At 66.6% G+C, this 22030-nt stretch carries 14 protein-coding genes; 12 read left to right on the forward strand and 2 right to left on the reverse strand.

The window, feature by feature from the left end:
• Nucleotides 1-55: 55 nt before the first annotated feature.
• The 3 genes from QP415_RS06345 to ppdK all read left to right on the forward strand — a co-directional run bounded on the left by QP415_RS06345 (nucleotide 56) and on the right by ppdK (nucleotide 5205).
• Nucleotides 56-928: a PP2C family protein-serine/threonine phosphatase gene (locus tag QP415_RS06345; protein ID WP_016460923.1), complete on the forward strand. Its 873-nt coding sequence runs from the start codon at nucleotides 56-58 to the stop codon at nucleotides 926-928.
• Nucleotides 928-2244 carry an FHA domain-containing protein gene (locus QP415_RS06350; protein ID WP_016460924.1) on the forward strand — a complete coding sequence of 439 codons (1317 nt, stop codon included), beginning with the start codon at nucleotides 928-930 and terminating at the stop codon, nucleotides 2242-2244. The genes QP415_RS06345 and QP415_RS06350 overlap by 1 nt, the downstream gene beginning before the upstream one ends.
• Before the next feature lie 243 nt (nucleotides 2245-2487).
• Nucleotides 2488-5205, forward strand: coding sequence for a pyruvate, phosphate dikinase (gene ppdK / locus QP415_RS06355; protein WP_285099449.1), 2718 nt, complete (start codon nucleotides 2488-2490; stop codon nucleotides 5203-5205).
• A gap of 1132 nt (nucleotides 5206-6337) precedes the next feature.
• Here the strand turns inward: ppdK and QP415_RS06360 are convergent.
• Entirely contained in the window at nucleotides 6338-7159 is an 822-nt protein-coding gene (locus tag QP415_RS06360) for a CPBP family glutamic-type intramembrane protease (protein ID WP_285099450.1), read from the reverse strand.
• A 330-nt stretch (nucleotides 7160-7489) separates the two neighbouring features.
• On the opposite strand from QP415_RS06360, the gene QP415_RS06365 reads away from it, so the two are divergent.
• The 9 genes from QP415_RS06365 to QP415_RS06405 all read left to right on the forward strand — a co-directional run bounded on the left by QP415_RS06365 (nucleotide 7490) and on the right by QP415_RS06405 (nucleotide 18101).
• Entirely contained in the window at nucleotides 7490-9148 is a 1659-nt protein-coding gene (locus tag QP415_RS06365) for an FTR1 family iron permease (RefSeq protein ID WP_442953469.1), read from the forward strand.
• A 56-nt stretch (nucleotides 9149-9204) separates the two neighbouring features.
• A complete protein-coding gene (locus QP415_RS06370) occupies nucleotides 9205-9840 on the forward strand; it encodes an iron transporter (RefSeq protein ID WP_285099451.1) in 636 nt (211 codons plus the stop codon).
• Between the two features lie 136 nt (nucleotides 9841-9976).
• The gene (locus QP415_RS06375) at nucleotides 9977-11296 is read left to right on the forward strand and encodes a DUF2318 domain-containing protein (RefSeq protein ID WP_285099452.1); all 1320 of its coding nucleotides are present in this window, start codon (nucleotides 9977-9979) and stop codon (nucleotides 11294-11296) included.
• Nucleotides 11297-11317: 21 nt separating this feature from the next.
• On the forward strand, nucleotides 11318-12583 hold the full coding sequence (locus QP415_RS06380; protein ID WP_306559572.1) for an ABC transporter permease: 1266 nt from the start codon (nucleotides 11318-11320) through the stop codon (nucleotides 12581-12583).
• A gap of 5 nt (nucleotides 12584-12588) precedes the next feature.
• Nucleotides 12589-13773 (forward strand): ABC transporter permease, encoded by a 1185-nt coding sequence (locus tag QP415_RS06385; protein WP_285099454.1) that lies wholly within the window; start codon nucleotides 12589-12591, stop codon nucleotides 13771-13773.
• Nucleotides 13774-13781: 8 nt separating this feature from the next.
• A complete protein-coding gene (locus QP415_RS06390) occupies nucleotides 13782-14564 on the forward strand; it encodes an ABC transporter ATP-binding protein (RefSeq protein WP_016460932.1) in 783 nt (260 codons plus the stop codon).
• Nucleotides 14561-15115, forward strand: coding sequence for an FMN-binding protein (locus QP415_RS06395; RefSeq protein WP_285099455.1), 555 nt, complete (start codon nucleotides 14561-14563; stop codon nucleotides 15113-15115). Before QP415_RS06390 ends, QP415_RS06395 begins: the two co-directional genes overlap by 4 nt.
• A gap of 34 nt (nucleotides 15116-15149) precedes the next feature.
• Complete coding sequence (locus QP415_RS06400; RefSeq protein ID WP_306559573.1) at nucleotides 15150-16409, forward strand: FAD:protein FMN transferase; 1260 nt, start codon at nucleotides 15150-15152, stop codon at nucleotides 16407-16409.
• Nucleotides 16410-17498: 1089 nt separating this feature from the next.
• Nucleotides 17499-18101, forward strand: a complete 603-nt coding sequence (locus tag QP415_RS06405; RefSeq protein WP_285099457.1) for a hypothetical protein — start codon at nucleotides 17499-17501, stop codon at nucleotides 18099-18101.
• A gap of 615 nt (nucleotides 18102-18716) precedes the next feature.
• Here the strand turns inward: QP415_RS06405 and QP415_RS06410 are convergent.
• A complete protein-coding gene (locus tag QP415_RS06410) occupies nucleotides 18717-22025 on the reverse strand; it encodes an FAD-binding and (Fe-S)-binding domain-containing protein (RefSeq protein ID WP_285099458.1) in 3309 nt (1102 codons plus the stop codon).
• Between the last annotated feature and the right edge of the window lie 5 nt (nucleotides 22026-22030).

Consider the following 22030-nt stretch of genomic DNA (forward strand, 5'->3'; position numbering starts at 1 on the left):
TGGTCAGTATCGCGCGCAGTCCCTCGCGCTCAACGCAGCTAAAGGATGAAGGCTCATGTCTCTAGAGGAACACGCGGAACGGCCCGCAGTTCGATGGGGCGCCTCGACCGATATTGGTCCGGTCCGCTCCGAGAACGAGGACTCCTGGCTGGCGGTTCCCCCGGTCTTCGCCGTCGCCGATGGGATGGGTGGCCACCTGGGTGGTGCCCAGGCCTCGTCGAAGGCCGTTATTACCCTGCAGGAGTTTCTGAGCTCGGACCGCCTCGGGAATCGCCCCGTTGACCTGGTGGATCTGTCCGTCGCGATCGACGCGGCAGCCAACGCGGTTGCGTCGCTGGCGCCCGCCGACAATCCGATGAGCGCTCCCGGCACCACGCTGTCGGGGCTCATGGTGCTGCGCACCGCCGAGGGGCCCTACTGGCTCTCCTTTAACGTGGGTGACTCGCGCGCCTATGTCGTGGGCGGCGGGGGCATCCGACAGCTCACGCACGATCACTCGGCGCTGCAGGAGGCGCGCGACCTCGCGGCCACCTCCGGGGCGCCCCGTGTGATCCCTCCCGCGAATGTTGTGACGAAGGCCCTGGGCGCCGGACAGACCGGAAGTGTGAAAGCCGACTACACAATCATGCCGCTGGAAGAAGGCGATCGGGCTGTCATCTGTACAGATGGGGTGCACGGCGTCCTGAGCGATTCGCAGATTCATGCGGTTGTTGCAGCTGGCGACGGTCCGCAGGGGACGGCCGACAGACTCGTGCGCGCCTCGCTGGAGACGGGAACACGGGACAATACGACCGCCGTTGTAGTTTACGCAGGAACCAAATCACGAGTAACATTGACATCGAATGTCATGAATCGGATGATTCAACCAGTACGTCCGGCGTCGATTGAGACCGCTCGCCGGGTCCCTCGTAGAGAAGGCAGTAACTGATGCTTCAGATTGGACGCTTCCTGTGCCGCGGGCAGGGCGCGATGCTCGTCACGGGTCCCCTCGGCGCGGCGCTGGTTCCGCTCGACTTCGCGGACTCCGCGGCCGACGTGGTGTGGGGACGCGCCGACACCCAGGCGTGGCTGTCCCACGTCCAGGCTGAGAAGGGCGACGCCCTCCTGCTGGACTGCGCGGGCGAGCAGCCCTACCTGACGGTCCTCGGCAACATTCAGCTGCGCATGCGCGCCGCCGGCCAGATCACCGAGCAGGTCTGGACCGACCCGATCTGGGCGTGGCCCTTCAACCCCGGCGAGTGGCAGACCTTCGAGGCCACCATCATTGACGGCGACGAGGTCACGTGGATGGTGCCCGCCGCCGACCGCGTCGAGGCTGGCGAGATCCGCATCGGTCGCGCGCTCGACGAGGTCGAGGCCCTCGCCTCGATGCCCGTCGACACGATGGGCTTCCTCATCAACCCCGACATTCCGGACCACGAGCGCCGCGCGCGTCGCGACGCCCGCGAGGAGCTGCCGGAACCCTCCACACGTACGTCGTCCGTGGACCTGGCCGCCGTCGAGGCCCAGTTCCTCGCCGCGACCAGCAACGGCCCGGTCTCGCTGAGCTCGGCCTCGCGCACCCCCGACGCCGAGGAGGTTCCCGAGGCCACCGCCGAGCACGTCGAGGAGCCCCCCGAGGAGGCGCCCGCGAAGGAAGCCGAGCAGCCCTCCGGTGAGCTCTACGTCGTCGCCGACGCCGAGGAGCCGCCGGTCGATACGGCCGAGTCCGCCGAGCGCCAGGGCGGTTTCGGCGAGTCCGGAACCCCGGCCTCGTCCGAGGTTGTTGCCGAGCCTCCCGTCGCTGAGCCTCCCGCCATCCCCGAGGCCATGAGCGCCGAGGGCCTGGCTGGCCTGGGCGCCGAGACCGACACCGAGGCGACCATCCTGCGCCTCGCCCCCGCGAACTCCGGCCCCGCTGCCCCCGTCGCCTTCCTGATTCACGGCGGCACCGTGCCCGTCGAGGTCTCCCGCGACGTCGTCATCGGTCGCGACCCCGATGCTCGCGCGCTGACCGGCCGCCCCGTGGCCACGGTCCTGCGCGTGCCCAGCCCCGAGACCGAGATTTCCCGTTCGCACTGCGCCGTCATGATGACGACGCCCGGCTCCTGGGCCCTCATGGACCTGGGCAGCGCCAACGGCACCGTCCTGCGTCACGCCGACGGCTCGTTCCAGGACGTCACCCCCATGGTGACGATCGCTCTGAACGACGGCGACCTCATCGATGTGGGTGAGGGAACCACGATCGAGTTCCGCGTGCGCTGACATCGCTTATCGATGCTGGTGGGGTGGGCCTGGCGGCCTGCCCCACCAGTATTTTTCTGTGTTTTCTGCGGGGGAGTGGGGAGCGAGTGGCTGCCCCGGCCTCGTCTGTGTTGCGCATATGTCAGAACAATCATACGCCGGGGTGTCTCGAAGTGACCTAGGTCCCTTGAAGCGTGTATCCTTACCCCTGGTAGCGGCCCATCGATGGGCCGGACATCGCAAACACGGAAGTTGAGGACCACGATGGTCAAGTATGTATACGACTTCTCCGAGGGCGACAAGTCCATGAAGGACCTGCTCGGAGGAAAGGGAGCCAACCTTGCCGAAATGACGAAGCTCGGCCTGCCCGTTCCCCCCGGCTTCACGATCACCACCGAGGCATGCCGTGCATACCTCAAGGACTCCACGGTTCCCGAGTCGTTGGCCACCGAGGTTACCCGCGCTCTGCGCGGCGTCGAAGACAAGATGGGCCGCCGCCTGGGCGATCCCTCCGACCCGCTCCTCGTCTCCGTGCGAAGCGGCGCCAAGTTCTCCATGCCCGGCATGATGGAAACCGTCCTGAACATCGGCCTGAACGATGAGTCGGTCCTCGGCCTCGCGGCCGTTAGCGGTAACGAGCGCTTCGCGTGGGACTCCTACCGCCGCCTCATCCAGATGTTCGGCAAGACCGTCCTCGACATCGACGGCGACCTCTTCTCCGACGCCCTCGACGCCCTCAAGGCCGAGCGTGGCGTGAAGGGCGACACCGAGCTGAACGCCGAGGACCTCAAGGGCCTCGTCGAAACCTTCAAGGGTATCGTCAAGGAACAGACCGGCAACGACTTCCCGCAGGACCCCCGCACCCAGATGGACATGGGCATCGAAGCCGTGTTCCGTTCCTGGAACACCGAGCGTGCCCGCATCTACCGCCGCCGCGAGCGCATCCCCCACGACCTGGGCACCGCCGTCAACATCTGCACCATGGTATTCGGCAACATGGGTGAAAACTCCGGCACCGGCGTGTGCTTCACCCGCGACCCCTCCTCCGGCCACTCCGGCGTCTACGGCGACTACCTGGAGAACGCGCAGGGCGAGGACGTCGTCGCCGGCATCCGTAACACGCTGGCCCTGTCCGACCTCGAGCGCATCAACAAGCCCGTCTACGACGAACTGCGCGCCATCATGCGCAAGCTCGAGACCCACTACCGCGACATGTGTGACATCGAGTTCACGATCGAGCGCGGCAAGCTGTGGATGCTCCAGACCCGCGTCGGCAAGCGCACCGCCGCCGCCGCGTTCCGTATCGCCACCCAGCTCCTCGGCGAAAAGCTCATCACCCGCGACGAGGCCCTGGGCCGCGTCACCGGCGACCAGCTCACCCAGCTGATGTTCCCGCAGTTCGACGCGAAGGCCGACAAGGATCTCATCGCTCGCGGCATGGCCGCCTCCCCGGGCGCCGCCGTCGGCAAGATCGCCTTCAACAACGCTCAGGCCATCGAAGCCGCCGAAAAGGGCGTCAAGACCGTCCTCGTGCGCCGCGAGACCAACCCCGACGACCTGCCCGGCATGGTCGCCGCCGAAGGTGTCCTCACCGCGCGCGGCGGTAAGACCTCGCACGCCGCCGTCGTCGCCCGCGGCATGGGCAAGACCTGCGTGTGTGGCGCCGAGTCCCTCGTCATCGACGAGGCTGCCGGCACCGTCACCATCGGTGACCTCGTCCTGACTGCCGACGACACCATCGCCATCGACGGCCAGACCGGTGAAATCTTCCGCGGCGAGGTCCCCGTGACCGACTCGCCCGTCACCACCTACCTCGCCGAAGGCCTCGAGGCCGGCCTCGCAGCCGCCGGCGAAGACGAGGGCACCCGCGAGCTCGTCGAAGCCGTCGACAAGCTCCTGTCCCACGCCGACAAGGTCCGCCGCCTGCGCGTGCGCGCCAACGCCGACACCCCCCTCGACTCCAAGCGCGCCATCGAGTTCGGTGCCGAGGGCATCGGCCTGTGCCGCACCGAGCACATGTTCCTGGGTGAGCGCCGCCCGCTCGTCGAGCGCGCCATCCTCTCCGCCCCCGAGTCCGAGGAGCGCCAGGCCGCCTTCAACGAGCTCGAGAAGCTGCAGAAGCAGGACTTCCTCGAGATGCTCGAGGTCATGGACGGCAAGTCGATGACCGTGCGCCTCATCGACCCGCCGCTCCACGAGTTCATGCCCGCCCTCATCGAGCTGGAGACCAAGGTCGCCGTCGGCAAGGCCACCGGCACCCTCGACCCCGCCGACGAGGCCATGCTCGTCGAGGTTCGCCGCATGCACGAGCAGAACCCCATGCTCGGCCTGCGCGGCGTGCGCCTGGGCATCTACCTGCCCGGCCTGTTCGCCCTGCAGATGCGCGCCCTGTGCGAGGCAGCCGCCGAACTCGTGGGCCGCGGCCTCGACCCGCGCCCCGAGATCATGGTTCCGCTCGTCGGCTCCGTGCGTGAGCTCCAGCTCGTGCGCGAAGAGGCCGAAGGCATCATCGCCTCCGTCGCCTCCTCCCGCGGCGTCGACCTGTCCGGCGTCTCCATCGGCGCCATGATCGAGCTGCCCCGCGCCGCCATGACGGCCGAGGACCTCGCCGAGGAAGCCGACTTCTTCTCCTTCGGCACCAACGACCTGACGCAGACCGTGTGGGGCTTCTCGCGCGACGACGTCGAAGGCGTGTTCTTCCCGCAGTACATCGAGGCCGGCATCTTCGGCGTCTCCCCCTTCGAGTCCATCGACGTCCACGGCGTGGGCACCCTGGTCTCCGAAGGCGTGCGCCGCGCCCGCTCCACCAAGCCGAACATCAAGCTCGGCGTGTGTGGCGAGCACGGTGGCGACCCGCAGTCGATCCACTTCTTCCACAACGTGGGCCTGGACTACGTGTCCTGCTCCCCGTTCCGCGTCCCCGTCGCCCGCCTTGAGGCTGGCCGCGCCGCGGTCGAGGACCACGTGGACATGACCGCCTGATCGCTGGCGCTATTCCGCGCGGTGCCGTCTTTCTGAGCGGCGCTGACTGAGTGGCGAGGCCGTGGCCGGGAAACCGGTCGCGGCCTCGCTACGTTGTTGGTGCCGGTGGTGTTGTGGCCCCACGGGTGTTCCGGGCGCCCTGCCGGGCTGGGTTGCCCTGTGTGTCCTGCCGGGCCGGGTTGCCCTGTGTGCCCTGCCGGGCCGGGCTGCTTGATGTGCCCGTGGGCGGCGGCCCGTCCGCACAGTAATTCCGCATGCAATTCCCCGGAGTGTATTTCAAGTATTGAAATCTAATCGTTGATATTCTGCGGTTTTTGAGCGTGCATCGATTGGTGTCCTGGGGGAATTGCATGCGAAATTTGTCTGGCGGTGGTGTTGCCGTCACCTGCGGGTGCCGCGGCCAGGCCTGTGTCTCGCAGCTTCCGCGTTTGTTCTTGTGACTGGGTGTGCTGCACCCGATCCGTAGGCAGTGCACCCCTTCTGATCGGGTGTCGTGCCCCGTAACGGGTGCAGTGGCCCTTAACGGGTGTAGCGGCCCACGCCATAGCAATTTCGCACGTAATTCCCCAGCAGCTTGTTCAAACATTGAATGTGCGTCGTTGGGATTGCAACGTTTTCGGGTGGTCTCGAAAAGTGACCGTGGGAAATTATGTGCGACTTTTGCTGAGGTGGTTATCGCCGTCACTCTCGACCCTCTACTGGCGACCCTCTACCGGTCGCGGGCGCTGTGGTCATGCCCCGCCGCGACGGAGCAATTTCGCATGCAATTCCCCTGAGTGTATTTCAAATGTTGAAATCTGATCGTTGATATTCTGCGGCTTTTGAGCGTGCATCGATTCGTGTCGTGGGGGAATTGCATGCGAAATTTGTCTGGCGGTGGCCCCGCCAACCCGTGCTGGCCCTACCAACCGGCCGAAGCCCGCACCGTGGCCTGGCCCTCCGTGCCACCGGCGTTCTCCGGACCGGGGCCGGTGGGGGTTTTCGCTACACGAAGCCTTCTTGCGGCGTGTCGCCGGCGTGTCGAACCCTCGTGTAGTGCAATTCCCCCCGATTGGCGGCGGGGCGGCCATATCCGGCGTGCGTACAGCAGCGCCCCGCCCGAGGCCGGGCGGGGCGCTACCGCAACCATCAATCAGACGTTCTGCAAAGCTCCCTGCATGGCGAACATGAGGATCACCATGATCGAGTTGTTCAGTGCGTGGAACAGCCATGAGTAGGCCACGTTCTTCCCGGACTTCACGTACACGAGCGTCAGGACGATCGAGAGCGGCAGGTATGAGAAGAAGTCCTGCCACTGGTGAGAGTGCATGTACGCAAACAGCGCCGCTGAGATCGACGCGACGAGCCATGTGGGCGCGTAGGCACTGAGCTTGCCGATGAGAATGTGGCGGTAGAAGATTTCCTCCACCACCGGCACGCCAACGGTCACGAAGAAGGAGAACGCCAGGCCAAGGGCCCCGTCATGCAGGGCGTTGATAACCTGCTGCTGGTTTTCGGCAACTTGCGGGTTGCCTCCGTAGAGCGCGAAACGGACGGAGGCCTGAACGATGACGACCAGGAACCATAGGCCGAAGAGGAGCGCGATCTTGCGCACGGGGCGCGTGCGCAGGTAGGTGAAAGCGGGGAAGAACTCGCGCCCGAAGAATGCGAGCGCCATGATCAGCAAGATGGTGTCGAGCCCGATGTTGATGGCGGTCAGGCTCCACGATGCGGGGAAGATCCATGTCGGCACTCCCACCAGGAAGAACACAGCGTAGGGGATCCCGAAGATCGCGATGCGCACCCACTCGGCGCGGGTCGGGCGCTTCGGGGACGAGGCCGGGGCCGCCTCGCTCTCCACGGCTGCGTCGGGCAGGGGGAGGGGAGTGGTGGCCGCGGGGCCCTGCGGGCTTGCGTCGACCACGGGGGATGCTGGCGTCGCGCTCGCGGGGGTGGCCTGTGGGTCGGTTGTCATGGGTGGCTTCCTCTTCCTGTTGAAAATTAGACCGCCCAAATATTTTGCCAGATCTTGACCTGTAGGGGTGCGTGTCTGGTTGAACTGTGAGACATGAGTAATCCCAGGTATTGCGCCATTTTTATGGCATCGCGTCAGTAAGCGACAATCTTGGGCCCTTAGTCCCCCGATGGGGATAACTCCCCGCGCTAGGCATCATCACGGCATGGTCACAATTTAGGACGACCTAAACGGACTACTTTTCACCTGGGCGAGATGTGGCTACGCTCAACGCTTAGGAATTCCATCATCCCGGCGTTATCTAATCGCCGGATCGTCAGGAGGCAAGTGGTGGCAGTGCTTCGCGCTCACGCACTCAGTATTCGCGCTCACGCACTCAGTGTTGGTCAGCGACTCAGTCGCGTTCTGATTGTCGCCGTGATGGCGGCTCTGGCCGTGGCGATGTTCGCCTCGCCCTCGCGCGCCGCTGATCAGACGTGGAGCGATGTGTCGACCACGATCAATGGCCTGATCGACGAAGGCGTGTCCACGTTCAAGGCGGGCGACGCTAAGGGCGGCAAGGACAAGATCAACGACGCCTACTACAAGCACTACGAGATCACCGGCATGGAGAAGCAGGTCATGGCCCGCATCTCCGGCTCGCGCGTCTCGCAGGTGGAGATGGAGTTTTCGCTCCTCAAGAAGGCCATGAGTGACGCCGACAGTGCGGGCGTTGACAGCCACGCCACGACTCTCAAGCAGTACATGGTTGAGGACGGCGCCTCCCTGGACGGCGTGGCCCCCGGATCGGCAGCCCAGGCCTCGTCGGATGATTACAGCCCCGGCGCGTGGGGTGAGGTCGCCAAGACGATCAACGGCATCCTCGAGGATGGCGCCAACGCCTACAAGGGCGGCGATGCCAAGGCCGGTAAGGACAAGGTCAACGAGGCCTACTACAAGCACTACGAGATCACCGGCATGGAGAAGCAGGTCATGAGCCGCATCTCCGGCTCGCGCGTCTCCCAGGTGGAGATGGAGTTCTCGCTCCTGAAGAAGGCAATGACCGACGACGATTCGGCCGCGGTCGACCAGCACCTCTCGACGCTGACGAACTACATCCGCGAGGACGCCAATACCCTTGACGGCTACACCGGCAAGGCTGCCGACAAGACCGCCGACAGCTCGGGCGCCTCCCCGTGGATCGCCCAGTTCCTGCCCTCCCTCCTCGTGATCCTGCGTGAGGGCATGGAGGCGATCCTCGTCGTCGCCGCGGTCCTCGCCTACCTGGCCAAGGCCGGCCACAAGAACAAGGCCCCGATCGTGTGGGGCGGCGTGGCACTCGCCTTCGGCCTGTCCATCGGCCTGGCCTTCCTCTTCAGCTACGTCACCTCCCTGGCGGGCGCGAACCAGGAGCTCCTGGAGGGCTTCGCGGCGCTCTTCGCGGTCGTCATGCTGATCTGGGTCTCCAACTGGATGATCAACAAGTCCTCCAACAAGGCCTGGGACGAGTACATCAAGAAGCAGACGGACGCCTCGCTGAGCAGCGGCTCCCTGCTGGGCCTGGCCTTCATCTCCTTCCTCGCGGTCCTGCGCGAGGGCGCCGAGACGATCCTCTTCTACGTCCCGATCGTCGCCGCCGCGGGCGACAAGGTCCACTACGTGTGGATCGGCCTGGCGGTCGGCCTCGTGGCCCTCGTTGTCATCTACCTGCTCATCCAGTTCGCGGCGGTGCGCATCCCGCTGCGCCCGTTCTTCACCATTACCTCGCTGCTGATGGCCTTCATGGCCTTCACGTTCACGGGTTCTGGTATCGGGGAACTCCAGGAGGCGGACGTCGTGTCCCTGACGCCCATCTCCGGCTTCCCCACCATTGACCTCTTGGGGATCTACCCCCGAGTGGAGAACCTGGCCGCGCAAGCCATCGTTCTCGCCATCATCGTCGGTCTCTACTTCTTCGGAAAAGCTCGCCTCGCCCGCGAGGCCGCCGCCCAGTCGCGGGCCGAGGAATGACATCAGTCGAGCGACACCGACTTTTCACCCAACCAACACGCACAGGAGATCATCACATGAAGCGTTCTCTGTTCCGCGTCGGCGCGGCCCTGGCCACGCTGGCCCTCGCAGGCACTCTGGCGGCCTGCTCCAACAACTCCTCCTCGTCCTCCAGCGAGAAGCCCGCGGCCTCGTCCTCGGCTTCGGCTGACTCCTCGAACGCCCCCGCTCCCGGCGAGGACGCTGGCTTCGAAGAGCAGCCCCTCGGTGACGACGTTCACGTCGGCCCGCTCGTCGTGGGTGGCGTCTACTTCCAGCCCGTCGAGATGGAGCCCGCCGTGGGCACCCCGGCCGCCGAGTCCTCGATGCACATTGAGGCCGACATCTCCGCCGCCGCCGACAACAAGCTCGGCTTCGGTGCTGGCGACTTCATCCCCGGCCTGACCGTCGACTACACGATCAAGGACAAGTCCGGCACGACCGTCCAGGAGGGCACGCTCATGCCGATGAACGCCTCCGACGGCCCGCACTACGGCCTGAACCTGCCCAAGCTCGACGCTGGCACCTACGACGTGACCTTCTCGATCAAGCCTCCCACGGGCTGGCTGCTGCACACCGACAAGACCACGGGTGTTGAGGGCCGCTTCTGGACCGAGCCGCTCGTCGCCGAGTTCCCGGATTGGCAGTGGGATCCCACGGCCGTTTCCTGGTGATCGATGCTCACGCTTCGCGGGGCCGAGGCAGTGGTCCCTTTCTGGGACTGCTGGCCTCGGCCCTCGCCCCGTGAGGGGACTAGACTCGACACCGTAGCTACGACTTCGGTGAACCTTTATTTCGGGAGGAAAGCCAATGCTTCAGCAGATGAGCGAAGCAACCCTAACGTTGCTGTTGACGATGCTTGCTGTCGGTGCCGTCATCCGCTTTATGCCGGCCGCCGGGCACGGCCGTCGCGGTAAGAAAGCGCGGTCGGCGGCGGTGTGGGCCGGTATCGGCCTGGGCATGATCTCCTCCCTGGTCCTGACGGTGATCAACGTCGAAGCCCCCAAGGCCGTGAACCGTCAGACTGTCGGCTTGTTCACGCTCCCCGCCACGGTTGTTCTCGCGCTGGTCTTCCTCGCGCTGGTCGCGCTGCGTTCGCGCCGCGTGCGCGCGCTCCTGCCCGGCGACGGTGACGACGAGGCCCGGGCGGCCTCGTCAATGGAGGCCGTGGTTGCCGGCGATACCCTCGTGCGCATCGTTGGTGCCCTCTACATTGCGGCCGTCCTGTTCCGCGCCGTTCCCACCGCCATGAACCAGGCCGTCATGATGCTCTCGGGCGGCGTTGAAATCTACTCCAGCCAGGTTGTCCTCGCGATCCTCGGATATACGCTGGCGTGGCTGCTCGTCAGCTTCGTCGCCTGGGTGTCCTACCGCCTGTGCGCGTGGAATAACCGCGTGTGGCCCGCGGCCTTCATCATGGTCGCCCTGCTGGCCAACCACTCCCTGATGATCGTGCGCATCCTCAAGGCCAAGCGCTGGATCTCGATCCCCAAGGGCGCGTGGAACACCATCTCCTGGTTCATTAACCACGAGGCCGTCTTCACGCTTGCCGCGGGCCTGGCCCTGTGCGCCGTCGTGGTGCTCACGTGGCTGGCCTCGCGCTCCATCCCGACCGTGGGAGCCAACCCGGCCGAGGGGCGCCTGGGCCGCGCACGCTCGCGCCTCTACAAGTCCATGGCGGGCACCGCCGCCCTCGGTTACCTGTGCGGCGCGCTGCTCATCACCGTCGGCGTCGCCTACGGCAGCCAGGAGGTCGAGCTGTCCGCGCCCGAGTCGTTCAGCGTCGTCGACGACCAGGTGAGCGTCAACCTCGCCGACATTTCCGACGGCCACCTGCACCGCTACGAGTACACGACCTCGGGCGGCGTGAAGGTGCGCTTCATCGTCATCCAGAAGTCCGGCTCCTCCTTCGGCGTGGGCCTGGACGCGTGCGATATCTGCGGCCCCACCGGCTACTACGAGAAGGACGGCAAGGTCATCTGCAAGCTGTGTGAAGTGGCGATGAACATCGCGACCATCGGCTTTAAGGGCGGCTGCAACCCGATCCCCATCGACTACAAGGTCTCCAACGGCACGCTGACCGTGCCGATCTCGGCCCTCGAGGCCTCGGCCTCCATCTTCGCGAAGTAAGGGGATCGCGTGTTCTTCCGAATGCTGCGCGGCGCCCTCACGAGGCGCGGTAACCGCCACCTGATGATCGCCCTGACCGTGGCGCTGGGTGCCTGCGTCGCCACGTCCATGCTCTCCGTCATGTTCAACGTGGGCGACAAGGTCAACCAGGAACTCAAGTCCTACGGCGCCAACATCGTCGTGCGCCCCCAGGGTGCAGCCGTCCTCGACGACCTGTACTCCACGGGCGAGACCACCGAGTCCCGTTCCTACCTGCGCGAGGACGAGCTCGGCAACATCAAGACGATCTTCTGGACCTACAACATCCTCGACTTCGCGCCTCTGCTGAGCGTGTCCGCCACGGACGCGAGCGGCGAGCACGTGCCCACGACCGGCACCTGGTTCAGCCACCACCTCGAGCTGGCCACCGGTGAGAGCGTCGAAACCGGCCTCGACAAGCTGCGCGGCTGGTGGGGCATCGAAGGCTCGTGGCCCGCGGACGACGACGAGAACGGCGCCCTCGTCGGCGCCACCTACGCGGCCGCCCACGGCCTCGGCGTCGGTGACACCTTCACGCTCACCCGCGAGGGGATCACGCGCGAGTTCATGGTGCGCGGCATCCTCACCAGCGGCGACGATGCCGACCGCGGCGTGTACATTCAGCTGGCGCAAGCCCAAGAGCTCCTCGAGCGCGAGAACGTCGTCGGCAGCGTCGAGGTCTCCGCCCTGACCACGCCCGACAACGACCTCGCGCGCAAGGCCGCGAAAAACCCGAACTCGCTGAGCGTGTCCGAGAAGGAAACCTGGTACTGCACCGCCTACGTCTCCTCGATCGCCTACCAGATCGAGGAAGTCATGACGGACTCCGTGGCACGCCCGGTCCGCCAGGTCGCCGAGTCCGAAGGCACGATCCTCGAGAAGACCCAGCTGCTCATGGTCCTCGTGACCGTCCTGGCGCTCATCGCCTCGGCCCTGGCCATCGCGAACCTGGTCACCGCGGGCGTCATGGAGCGCTCCAGCGAAATCGGCCTCATGAAGGCCGTGGGCGCGAAAGATAAACAGATCATCTCGCTGTTCCTGACGGAGACGATCATCGTCGGCCTGGCCGGCGGGGTCCTCGGCTACGGCGGAGGCATCGTGCTCGCCCAGGCGATCGGCTACATGGTGTTCCATTCCTCGATCGCGTTCGTGCCCGTCGTCGTCGGCCTCGTCGCCGTCCTCGTGATCCTCGTCGTCCTGGGAGCCTCCATCCCGGCGATCCGCTACCTGCTGCGCCTCAACGCGGCTGAAGTCCTGCACGGAAGGTGATGCCCATGTCCAGACGAGCAATGTTCTGGCGGATGGTTATCTCCTCCATCCTGCGCCGACGCTCCCGCGTCCTCATCGCGATCCTCGCCGTCGCCATCGGAGCGACCACGCTGTCCGGCCTCGTGACGATCGCGGTCGACGTGCCCGCGCAGATGGCCCGAGAGATCCGCTCCTACGGCGCCAACCTCGTCGTCACCCCCGCCGGGGACGTGCCCATGACCGACGAGGCCGTGGCCGCCGTGACCGCCCAGGTGCCCGCGAGCGCTCTGGTCGGATCCGCGTCCTTTGACTACGAGACGGTCACGATTAACGACCAGCCGTACGTCGCTGGCGGCGCGGACCTGAATGCGGTGCACGCCATGAACCCGTACTGGTACGTGGACGGGGAGTGGCCCGCTGCGACGGGGCAGATCCTCGTCGGTGAGCAGATCGCCTCGACGATCGACGTGAAGGCCGGTAACACGATCACGGTGAGCCAGCTGGACGCGAGCGCCTCGTCGAAGGCCGCCGCGCAGTCCGGGGCGCAGGCCTCGGCCCTCAAGGTCGATCCGCGTACCGTCACCCTGACCGTGTCCGGCATCCTCAAGACCGGCGGCAACGAAGACGGCTACGTGTACATGACCAGCCAGGACATGAGTGCCCTGACCGGGCAGTCCGACGCCGTGTCGCTCGCCGAGTACTCCATCGCCCTGGAAGGCGACCAACTCAGCGCCATCGCGGACGCGATGAACGCCGCGAACCCCGATATCCACGCCCAGACCGTGCGTCGCCTCGCCCAGTCCGACACGGGCGTGCTGGCGATGCTGCGCTCCCTGCTCATCGTCATCACCGTCATCGTGCTCGCGCTGACCATGATCGGCGTGTCCACCACGATGATCGCCGTCGTCACCGAGCGCCGCAACGAGATCGGCCTGCGCAAGGCCCTGGGCGCGACCGGGCGCTCCATCACCCGCGAGTTCATGGGTGAGGGCGTCATGCTCGGGTTCATCGGAGGCGTCCTGGGGGCCGGGGCTGGCTACGGCCTCGCCGTCCTCATCTCCACCTCCGTGTTCCACCGATCGATCTCGCTGCACCCCGTGATCCTCCTCGGCACGGTCGCCTGCTCGATCCTTATCGCCGTCCTCGCCTGTCTCCCGCCCGTGCGCCGCGCACTGGCCGTCGACCCCGCGCTCGTCCTGCGCGGAGAATGAGAGTCACCATGACCACCTCCACCGCCACCCAGGCCTCATCGGCCACCACGGACGCGCTGCTCACCCTCGACGGCGTTTCCAAGATCTACGGCGACCTGCACGCGCTCGACAACGTCTCCCTCGAGATCCCGCGCGGCCAGTGGGTCTCCATCGTCGGCCCTTCCGGTTCCGGCAAGACGACCCTCATGAACATCGTCGGCGCCATGGACACCGCGACCAAGGGCACCGTCATGCTCGATGGGCACGACATCTCCGATCTGACTGCCGACGAGCTCACCGAGGTGCGCTGCCGCACGATTGGCCTCGTGTTCCAGCAGTTCCACCTCATCGGCCACCTCACGGCCCTTGAGAACATCATGGTCGCGCAGTACTACCACTCGATGCCTGACGAGAAGGAAGCCCTCGAGGCCCTCGACCGCGTTGGCCTCGCCGACCGCGCCACGCACCTGCCGCGCCAGCTCTCCGGCGGCGAGCAGCAGCGCGTGTGCGTGGCCCGCGCCCTCATCAACTACCCCAAGCTGGTCCTCGCCGACGAGCCCACGGGCAACCTGGATGAAACCAACGAGGAAATCGTCCTCGACCTGTTCAACCAGCTCCACAAGGAGGGCACGACCCTCATGGTCGTCACCCACGACGCGCTCGTCGCCGAGCAGGGCCAGCGCGAGATCCGACTCGACCACGGCAAGGTCGTGAAGGAAACGTGGCACGACCACGACTTCGAAGAACGCTCCTCCGGGCTGTCCGTTCCGCGCGACGGCGATGCCCGCAGCGGAAAGGACAAGGTACGATGACCACGCCTATCACCCGATCTGGCTGGGTTGCCCCGGCCTCGTACGCGGTCCTCGGGGCCCTCGGCGCGACGATCCTGGCCGCGTGCGCGCCCTCCACCGGCCTCGACATGACCAAGCCCATGAGCGATGGCACGTGGACCGCCCAGTCCAACGCCGACGACCAGGGCTCCATCGGCACCATCACCATCACCGTCGAGGACGGGCGCATCACCTCCACGTCCTACGAGACGACGCTCGCCGACGGCACCGACAAGGGCGCCAACTACGGCAAGAACTCCGCCGGCGAAGTCTTCAACGAGGACTACTACAAGAAGGCCCAGGCCGCCGTCGCCTCCTACCAGGAGTACTCCGACAACCTCACCAAGGTCGGCGACCCCGCCAAGGTCGACGTCATCACCGGCGCCACCGTCGCTCACCAGCAGTTCGTCCAGGCCGCCATCCGAGCCATCGCTGCCGCGCAGGGCGTCTCTCCCGACGGTGCCGACGACATCAACATCCCCGGCCTGAACGACTCCACCAAGGACGGCGACGTCGACGGCTCCGACAGCTGAGCCCGTGGCCACGTGGCGTTCCTCGTTTCCCGCGATGGGCACCCGCGTCGACATCATCGGCTGGGGTGGGGACGGCATGGCGATCGTCAACGCCATCGTCGAGGTCGTGGTGCGCCACGAGGACCTGTGGAGCGTTTTCCGGGTTTCTTCCGAGGTGTCGCGGCTGAATGCTGTTGGTGTGTCGGCTGGGGGCGGCGACGGTGTTTCCCGCGACGTAGCTGATTCCGCGGAGGCCAGCCCCGGCCTCGTCGTGAGTGAGGACACCGACCGGCTGCTGCGTGATGCGCTGGCGCTCGCGGAGGCGACCGGGGGAGCGTTCAACCCAATGATCGGGCCGCTTGTTGCCGCATGGGACGTCAAGGCGATGCGGGCGGCGTACGTCGCGGGCAGGCCCTTGCCGCCTGCGCCGTCTGGTTGTGTTGTGGAGGCGGCGTTGCGCGCGTCGTCCTTGGGGCTGTTGTCGCGCGTCGGCGAGCGGCGCTGGGCGGTGGGTGTTCCCGCCGAGTCCGTCGGTGGTGCGGAGGTGCCCAGCCCGCGCCTCGACCTGGGTGGCATCGCGAAGGGATACACCGCTGATGCGTGCCGCGACCTGGCGGTGTCCATGGGAGCGCGCGGCGTATTGGTGTCAGTGGGGACGTCGTCGGTGTCGGTGAGTGGTACTCGCGCCGACGGTTCGCCGTGGCGCGCAGGCCTGCGTGACCCTCACGGCGCGCCCACGGCGATTGCCGGCGTCGTGGAGTTGCCTGCGGGCGGCATGGCGTCGCTGTCGACGTCAGGGGACAACCTGGGGCCGCTGGGTGGTGTGCGTGCGGTTTGTGCCGGGCGTGCGGCCGATCTGCCCACGCGTGAAACATCGCGTGAAACACCCGGTGAGGGTGCTGCATCTCCTCGCAACGAAGGCCATCCTGATAAGGCCGCTGGTGGTGGTGCATCTCTGAATTCCGGCCTTGTGGTGTCGAACGGACATGTGACTGGCATGGGGTACTCTCACGCTGATGCGCCTGGTCACGCCTATGTACCTGGTGATGCCCATGCGGCTGCCAACTCCGATGTTCCTAGCCAGGCCGCGCGCCTGCTGGACCACCACATCATCGACCCGCGTACGGGATACCCCGCGCGTTCGGGCGTGCGGCAGGTCAGCGTCGTGGCTTCGTCGGGTGTGCTGGCGGAGGCACTGTCCACCGCGCTGCTCGTCGATCCGTCCATCGATGTTTCGGACGTCGCGGCCCGCTGGGCCCGCGCAACGGGCGCCCCGGCCTCGGCGAAGGTTGTAGGCTTGGTGCGTGCAGGGTAGGGGTGAGGCCCAGGCGTGATGTGACGCTGCCGAGACTCGCAATTGAATGCTCGAACGGCGTGTTCGTTCCCTGTTGCTCCGTTGATGGCTGCCATGCGGTGGAAGCTATGAGCGCTGGTGTCAACCGTGTGTTGTCCGATGCCCCTGTGATCGTTCACCCGTCACGGAAGTACTGAGGCACCTGTGATGACCGTCAGCTGGGCGGTGTGAGGCGCGGGATCGTTGTTGAAGTCGGCCTCGAGAATTGCCGACGTGCTTCAGGAGTACCGCCGCGTTATCACCGTTGCGCGTGGACTGGTGTGCAGGGGATGAGCCACTGGCGCTGCACCCGTTATGTCGCGCTGCACCCGTTACGTCGCGCTGCACCTGAACAGAAGGGGTGTAATGCCTACGGTTCAGGTGCACTGCCCCTCATAACAAGTGAAAGTGTGGTCGGTGTGCGCAGAGGTGACTGCGTCGCACAGAGAGCTGGGCTGCCGCGCACAGAGGGTTGGACTACCTCGCACCCTATCCACAGCCCATTGTTCGTGTCGCTGGTTATCCACAGGGGTTGATTGTCTTGATGATCTCAACTCGTGGGGCTGCGAGAATCCACATATGAGCAGCCACCAATTGACGGTCATTCGTTCCTCGGCAGCGTGTCGCATGGCCCATGAGGAAAAAGAATCGGGCGCTTTCTTGCACGTGATGCGAGGGTGCTACGTTCGAGTCGAAGACACGCGTCTTCTTGACACTCCGTGGCGCACGTGGATAACAGTGGCGCGAGCTCGTCTCCTTGCCGTTCATGCGTTGGGGAGCGGGGATCGAGTATTCGTTGGTGCGAGTTCGCTTGCTTCTCGAGGTATTCCTCTGTGGGAGGCGAATCCGGACGTATACGTCTGGGCTCGTACTCGGCGTGGGAGTAAGCCTCTCCGCGCAGTTCGCGCAGCAGGGATCCTCGTACCCGGGGTTTCGGTGCGATGGTCTGTTGTTTCACCTCTTGACAGAGAGCTGCAGACTGTTGGTGGCGTCCTGGCTGAAGGTCTCATTGATGCGGCGGTGCGAATGGCTTGTTGGTCTGAGCCCTTGAGCGCATTTGTAGGGATCTGTATGGTGCTGAATAGGCAGTCGTCCTTTGACCTCTTTTCGCAGGAAGAGTGTCGTGATCGGGCACGTGAGATTCGGTCAGAGATGCTCGTCAGGCTCACGGAGTGGCGCGAACATAACGACAACATACCGGCGCGCCGAGCAGAAGCCCTCATTCGAGCCGCTGACCCGGGTTGCGAGAACCCTGCCGAGGCTGCATTGCTGTGGGTCCTCAAGTCGGTGAGTGCCTTCGAGGTCGTGACCCAGTTCGAAATCATCGTCAACGGGCGCCGCTACTTTGCGGACATCGCGATTCCGGGACTCATGATCATCTTCGAGTTCGATGGGATTGGAAAGCTTGGAAAGAACGAAGCTGACTTTGCTCGGGCGAAGCGTGAATGGATCCAGCGAGAAAATGATCTGCGTGGTGCTGGCTGGACCATCTATCGATTCTCGTGGCCAGATTATGAGGATCTGGCGCAACTGAGAGCCTGGGTGACTGAGTTGTTAGCGCCGTACCAAGCATCGATCCCCGCATTGGCACAGCGCTTGTGGGCGGTTCCAACGCAGGCCTGCGACGGCCCGAATCGGCGGTTTCACGTAGGTACATCCCGACGGTGGTCGTAAGGGTCATGAACATGATCGGAGGCGCTGCACCTGTTACGTGGCGCTACACCCGTTACGTGGCGCTGCACCCGAACAGAAGGGGTGTAATGCCTACGGATCGGGTGTAGCGCATGCTTTAACAAGTAGATTCGCGACCTGACCGCGCGCGTCGTCAAGATATGCATAGCCACGATCTGTCAGCGGTGGAGGGCCCTGCCGCGGTGCCGGTGGGCGGTGGCAGGGCCTGGCCGGGCTTCGAGCCGACGCGCCGAGCGAAGCTCGCGGCGCGGACGGCTCGCGGGCGGGCCGCCGCCCACGGGCACACGCAGCGGCCGGGCCCGGTGGTGCCCGGAACGCCAGTGGCACCACACAGCAATGCCAGAAACCATGCGGGGCCTGGTCGCGGCGCACGTTGGCGGCAGCGACACCTGTCTCAGACAAATCTCGCACGTAATTTAAGTCGGTCATTTTTTAAGTGCGTCTGAAAACGTTGCAATTCCAACGACCTATGTTCTCAGTTTGAAATACCCGCAAGGGAATTACGTGCGAAATTGCCGAGCACGACGCGCAAGGTACGACAGTGGCCGGAACAGGAGCAGCACCCGGAAAACCCGTGGAACGCCGCAGCACCGGCATTCAGTCAGCGCGTCCCGCCAGCAGCGTCGCCAGGTGGACGCCCCCGCGGCCCGCGAGCTGGGCGGCCTGGGTGCGGCACGAGAAGCCGTCCGCCAGATACACCGCGTCCGGCTGCGCCGACAGGGACGGCAGCAGGGAATGCGACGCGACCGCGACCGACAGGTCGTAGTGGCCAGCCTCCATGCCGAAATTACCGGCCAGGCCGCAGCAGCCCTCGAGCCTCGTCACGCGCGCGCCCAGCGACTCGAGCAGCGCCTGATCGGTGTCCCACCCCATGATGGAATAGTGGTGGCAGTGCGGCTGCGCGACGATCTCGACGCCCGCCAGGCTCGGCAGGCGGCGCTCGGCCGCGGGCACCGCCGACAGCACCTCGGCGAGGGTGCGCGTCGCACCCGACACGAGCATTGAGCGCGGATCCTCGGGCAACAGGTCCAGCAGGTCGTCGCGCAGCACCGCCGTACATGACGGCTCGACCCCGACGATCGGGATCCCCGACGCCGCGAAAGGCGCGAGCACGCCGAGCAGCGACGACAGGTGCTTCTTAGCCCCCGTCAGCTGACCCGTCGTAATCCACGTGAGGCCGCAGCACGCGTCCGGCGCGACGATCGGCGCAAACCCGTTCGCCTCCAGCACGTCGACGACCGCGCGCGCACCCGCATCGTCGAGGGTCTGGCTAAACGAGTCCGCCCACACGAGCGCGTACGGCCGCCCGCTGGGATCGCGCGGCCCGGAAAGGATTGGGGAGGCTGTCATCGACGAGGCCGGGGTTGACGAGGCGGGGACGCCGCCGCGCTCGCGGGTGGGGCCAGGCGAGGCCGGGGTTGACGAGGCGGGGACGCCGCCGCGCTCGCGGGCCTCAGAAACGGGATTGGAAGCGCCAGAAATGGGACCGGAAGCAACGGAAATGGAATCTGAAGCGCCAGAAACGGGATCCGATGAAGCAGAAGCAGGAACACCGCCCGCCAGCAGGGAGCGGCGGCGAGCCCACGCGGTGAAGGTGCCGGACTGGAGGGCGGGCATGCCTCGGCGAGGATCCAGGCCGATGACGCGGAAGGCCAGCGAGCGCAGGGGAGCGACCGACATGACGGCGTTTGCCACGCGTGCCAGGCCGGGCACGCGCGCGGTGACGCGGGTCAGGCGCGGCAGCCAGCCGAGCGTGTAGTGGCTGAGGGGGCGCAGCCGTCCCCGGTAGGTGCGGAACAGCGCTTCGGAGCGGTAGCGGGCCATGTCGACCCCGGCGGGACAGTCGGCTGAGCAGGCCTTGCAGGCCAGGCACAGGTCGAGGGCCCCGAGGACCTCGGGGGAGTCGATGGCCTTGACGAGCTGTGAGTTTGCGGCCTCCTGGAGGATGCGGGCGCGCCCTCGGGTCACGTCCTTTTCGTCGCGCGTGGCCAGGTAGGAGGGACACATGAAGGTGCCGGACACTCCCGCGCGGCACTTGCCGACGCCGGTGCAGCGGTGGACAGCGGCCGTGAAGTCACCGCCGTCGTGGGTGAAGGCGAAGCCTCCGTCGGCGGGCATAGGGCGCGCGGCGACGCGGCGCAGGTTGGCATCGAGGGGGTCGACGCCGGGCTGGAGCTCGAGCGTGCCATCGGTAGGGGCGAGGCCGGAACCGCTAGCAATGCCAGACGCGTCGGATGGCAGTGTGGAGGGGCGCGCGAGGTTTGCGGCGGCCGCATCGACATGATCGGCGAGGGCAGTGGTGGGTCCGCCGTTTGCCGCCAGCCCGTCAACAACCCCGCCGCGCGCCGCACGTGCCCGCGCCCGAGCGCGCGAGGCGGCCTCGGCCTCGTCCATGGGGGAGGCGAGCACCCCGGGATTGAGGAGGTTGTCCGGGTCGAAGACGTGCTTGACGCGCGCGAACAGGTCGAGCATCTCGGGGGAGTACATGAAGCGCAGGAGCTCGCCGCGGGCGCGCCCGTCGCCGTGCTCGCCGGAGACGGAGCCGCCGTGGGCGGCGCAGATGCGGGCCGCGGACTGCAGGAAGGCGCGCGAGTGGGCGACGCCCTCGGGGGTTTCGAGCGGCATGGCGAGGCGCACGTGCACGCAGCCGTCGCCGAAGTGCCCGTACAGGAGGCCGTCGATGTCGAACTCCTCCATGAGGGCGGTGAAGTCGCGCAGGTACGCGCCGAGGTTCTCGGGCGGGACGGCCGCGTCCTCGAAGCCGGGCCACGCCTGTTGGTCGCCGCCGCCCGCGCCGTCCGGAGGGGTGCGTCCGCCCAGGCCCGCACCGTCGGCGCGGATCCTCCACAGGGCCGAGGCCTGGGCCCCCGGCGGGTACACGACCGTGTCGATGGCGGCTGAGTCGGCGCACAGGGCGCGTGCGCGCTCCAGGGAGGCGGTGACGTCTTCGCCGGGGGCGCCGACTTCGACGAGGAGCCAGCCTTCGCCCTCGGGGAGGGCGGGGACGGCGCCCGGGCCCTTGTGGGCGCGCACGACGTCGACGAGGCGACGGTCCATGCCCTCCACCGCGAGGGGTGAGTGGGCGAGCAGTGCGGGCACGTCGTCGGCGGCCTCGATCATGGAGCGGTAGCCGAGGGCCGCGAGCACGGGCGCGTCGGGCAGCGGCACGAGGCGCACGGTGATGGACAGGATGAGGACGAGGGTGCCCTCCGTGCCCGCGAGCATGGCGGCGAGGTTACGCCCGCCCTCGGGGGTCAGGTGCTCGAGGGAGTAGCCGGAGACCTGTCGCTTGAAGCGCCCGAGCTGCGTGCGGATGGGCGCCAGGTGGGAGTCGATGAGGGAGGCGAGCCCCGGCATGTCGCGCAGCGCCGAGTCGTGGCTGGTTGTGGCCGTGAAGCGCCGCCCGCGCCCGTCCACGCAGTCGAGGGAGACGATGTTGTCGGAGGTGCGCCCCCAGGCGGTCGCGTGCGGCCCGCACGCGTTGTTGGCGACCATGCCGGCGATCGTCGCGCGGTTCTGGGAGGACGGGTCGGGGCCGAAGCGCAGGCCGTACTCGGCCGCCGCCGCCTGGAGGGTGGAGCCGACGCAGCCGGGTTCGACCGTGGCGGTGCGGGCCTCGGGGTCGATGGAGACGACGCGGTTCATGTGCCGCGAGAAATCGAGGACGAGGCCGGGGCCGATCGCGTTGGACGCGCACGAGGTGCCGCCGCCTCGGGCGGTGAGGGGGACGCCGTGGGCGCGGGCGAGGTCGAAGGCCGCGATCGCCTGCTCGGGAGTGCGCGGGAAGGCGACGGCCAGGGGCGGGATGCGCGTGAGGCCGGCATCGGAGGAGTAGCGCGCACGCGTACCGGTCGAGGAATCGACGTCAATGAGTGCGCGCAGGTCCGTCAGGAAGCTCTCGCTCATGGTGA

It is taken from the genome of Pauljensenia sp. UMB3104 (assembly GCF_030217285.1).
In the GTDB taxonomy this organism is placed as follows: Bacteria; Actinomycetota; Actinomycetes; order Actinomycetales; family Actinomycetaceae; genus Pauljensenia.

Excerpts from the sequence above, each read along its gene's own strand:
- QP415_RS06345 (WP_016460923.1), top strand. The coding sequence starts at position 56 with ATGTCTCTAGAGGAACACGCGGAACGGCCCGCAGTTCGATGGGGCGCC.
- QP415_RS06350 (WP_016460924.1), top strand. The coding sequence starts at position 928 with ATGCTTCAGATTGGACGCTTCCTGTGCCGCGGGCAGGGCGCGATGCTC.
- ppdK (WP_285099449.1), top strand. The coding sequence starts at position 2,488 with ATGGTCAAGTATGTATACGACTTCTCCGAGGGCGACAAGTCCATGAAG.
- QP415_RS06360 (WP_285099450.1), bottom strand. The coding sequence starts at position 7,159 with ATGACAACCGACCCACAGGCCACCCCCGCGAGCGCGACGCCAGCATCC.
- QP415_RS06370 (WP_285099451.1), top strand. The coding sequence starts at position 9,205 with ATGAAGCGTTCTCTGTTCCGCGTCGGCGCGGCCCTGGCCACGCTGGCC.
- QP415_RS06375 (WP_285099452.1), top strand. The coding sequence starts at position 9,977 with ATGCTTCAGCAGATGAGCGAAGCAACCCTAACGTTGCTGTTGACGATG.
- QP415_RS06380 (WP_306559572.1), top strand. The coding sequence starts at position 11,318 with ATGCTGCGCGGCGCCCTCACGAGGCGCGGTAACCGCCACCTGATGATC.
- QP415_RS06385 (WP_285099454.1), top strand. The coding sequence starts at position 12,589 with ATGTCCAGACGAGCAATGTTCTGGCGGATGGTTATCTCCTCCATCCTG.
- QP415_RS06390 (WP_016460932.1), top strand. The coding sequence starts at position 13,782 with ATGACCACCTCCACCGCCACCCAGGCCTCATCGGCCACCACGGACGCG.
- QP415_RS06395 (WP_285099455.1), top strand. The coding sequence starts at position 14,561 with ATGACCACGCCTATCACCCGATCTGGCTGGGTTGCCCCGGCCTCGTAC.
- QP415_RS06400 (WP_306559573.1), top strand. The coding sequence starts at position 15,150 with ATGGGCACCCGCGTCGACATCATCGGCTGGGGTGGGGACGGCATGGCG.
- QP415_RS06405 (WP_285099457.1), top strand. The coding sequence starts at position 17,499 with ATGGTGCTGAATAGGCAGTCGTCCTTTGACCTCTTTTCGCAGGAAGAG.
- QP415_RS06410 (WP_285099458.1), bottom strand. The coding sequence starts at position 22,025 with ATGAGCGAGAGCTTCCTGACGGACCTGCGCGCACTCATTGACGTCGAT.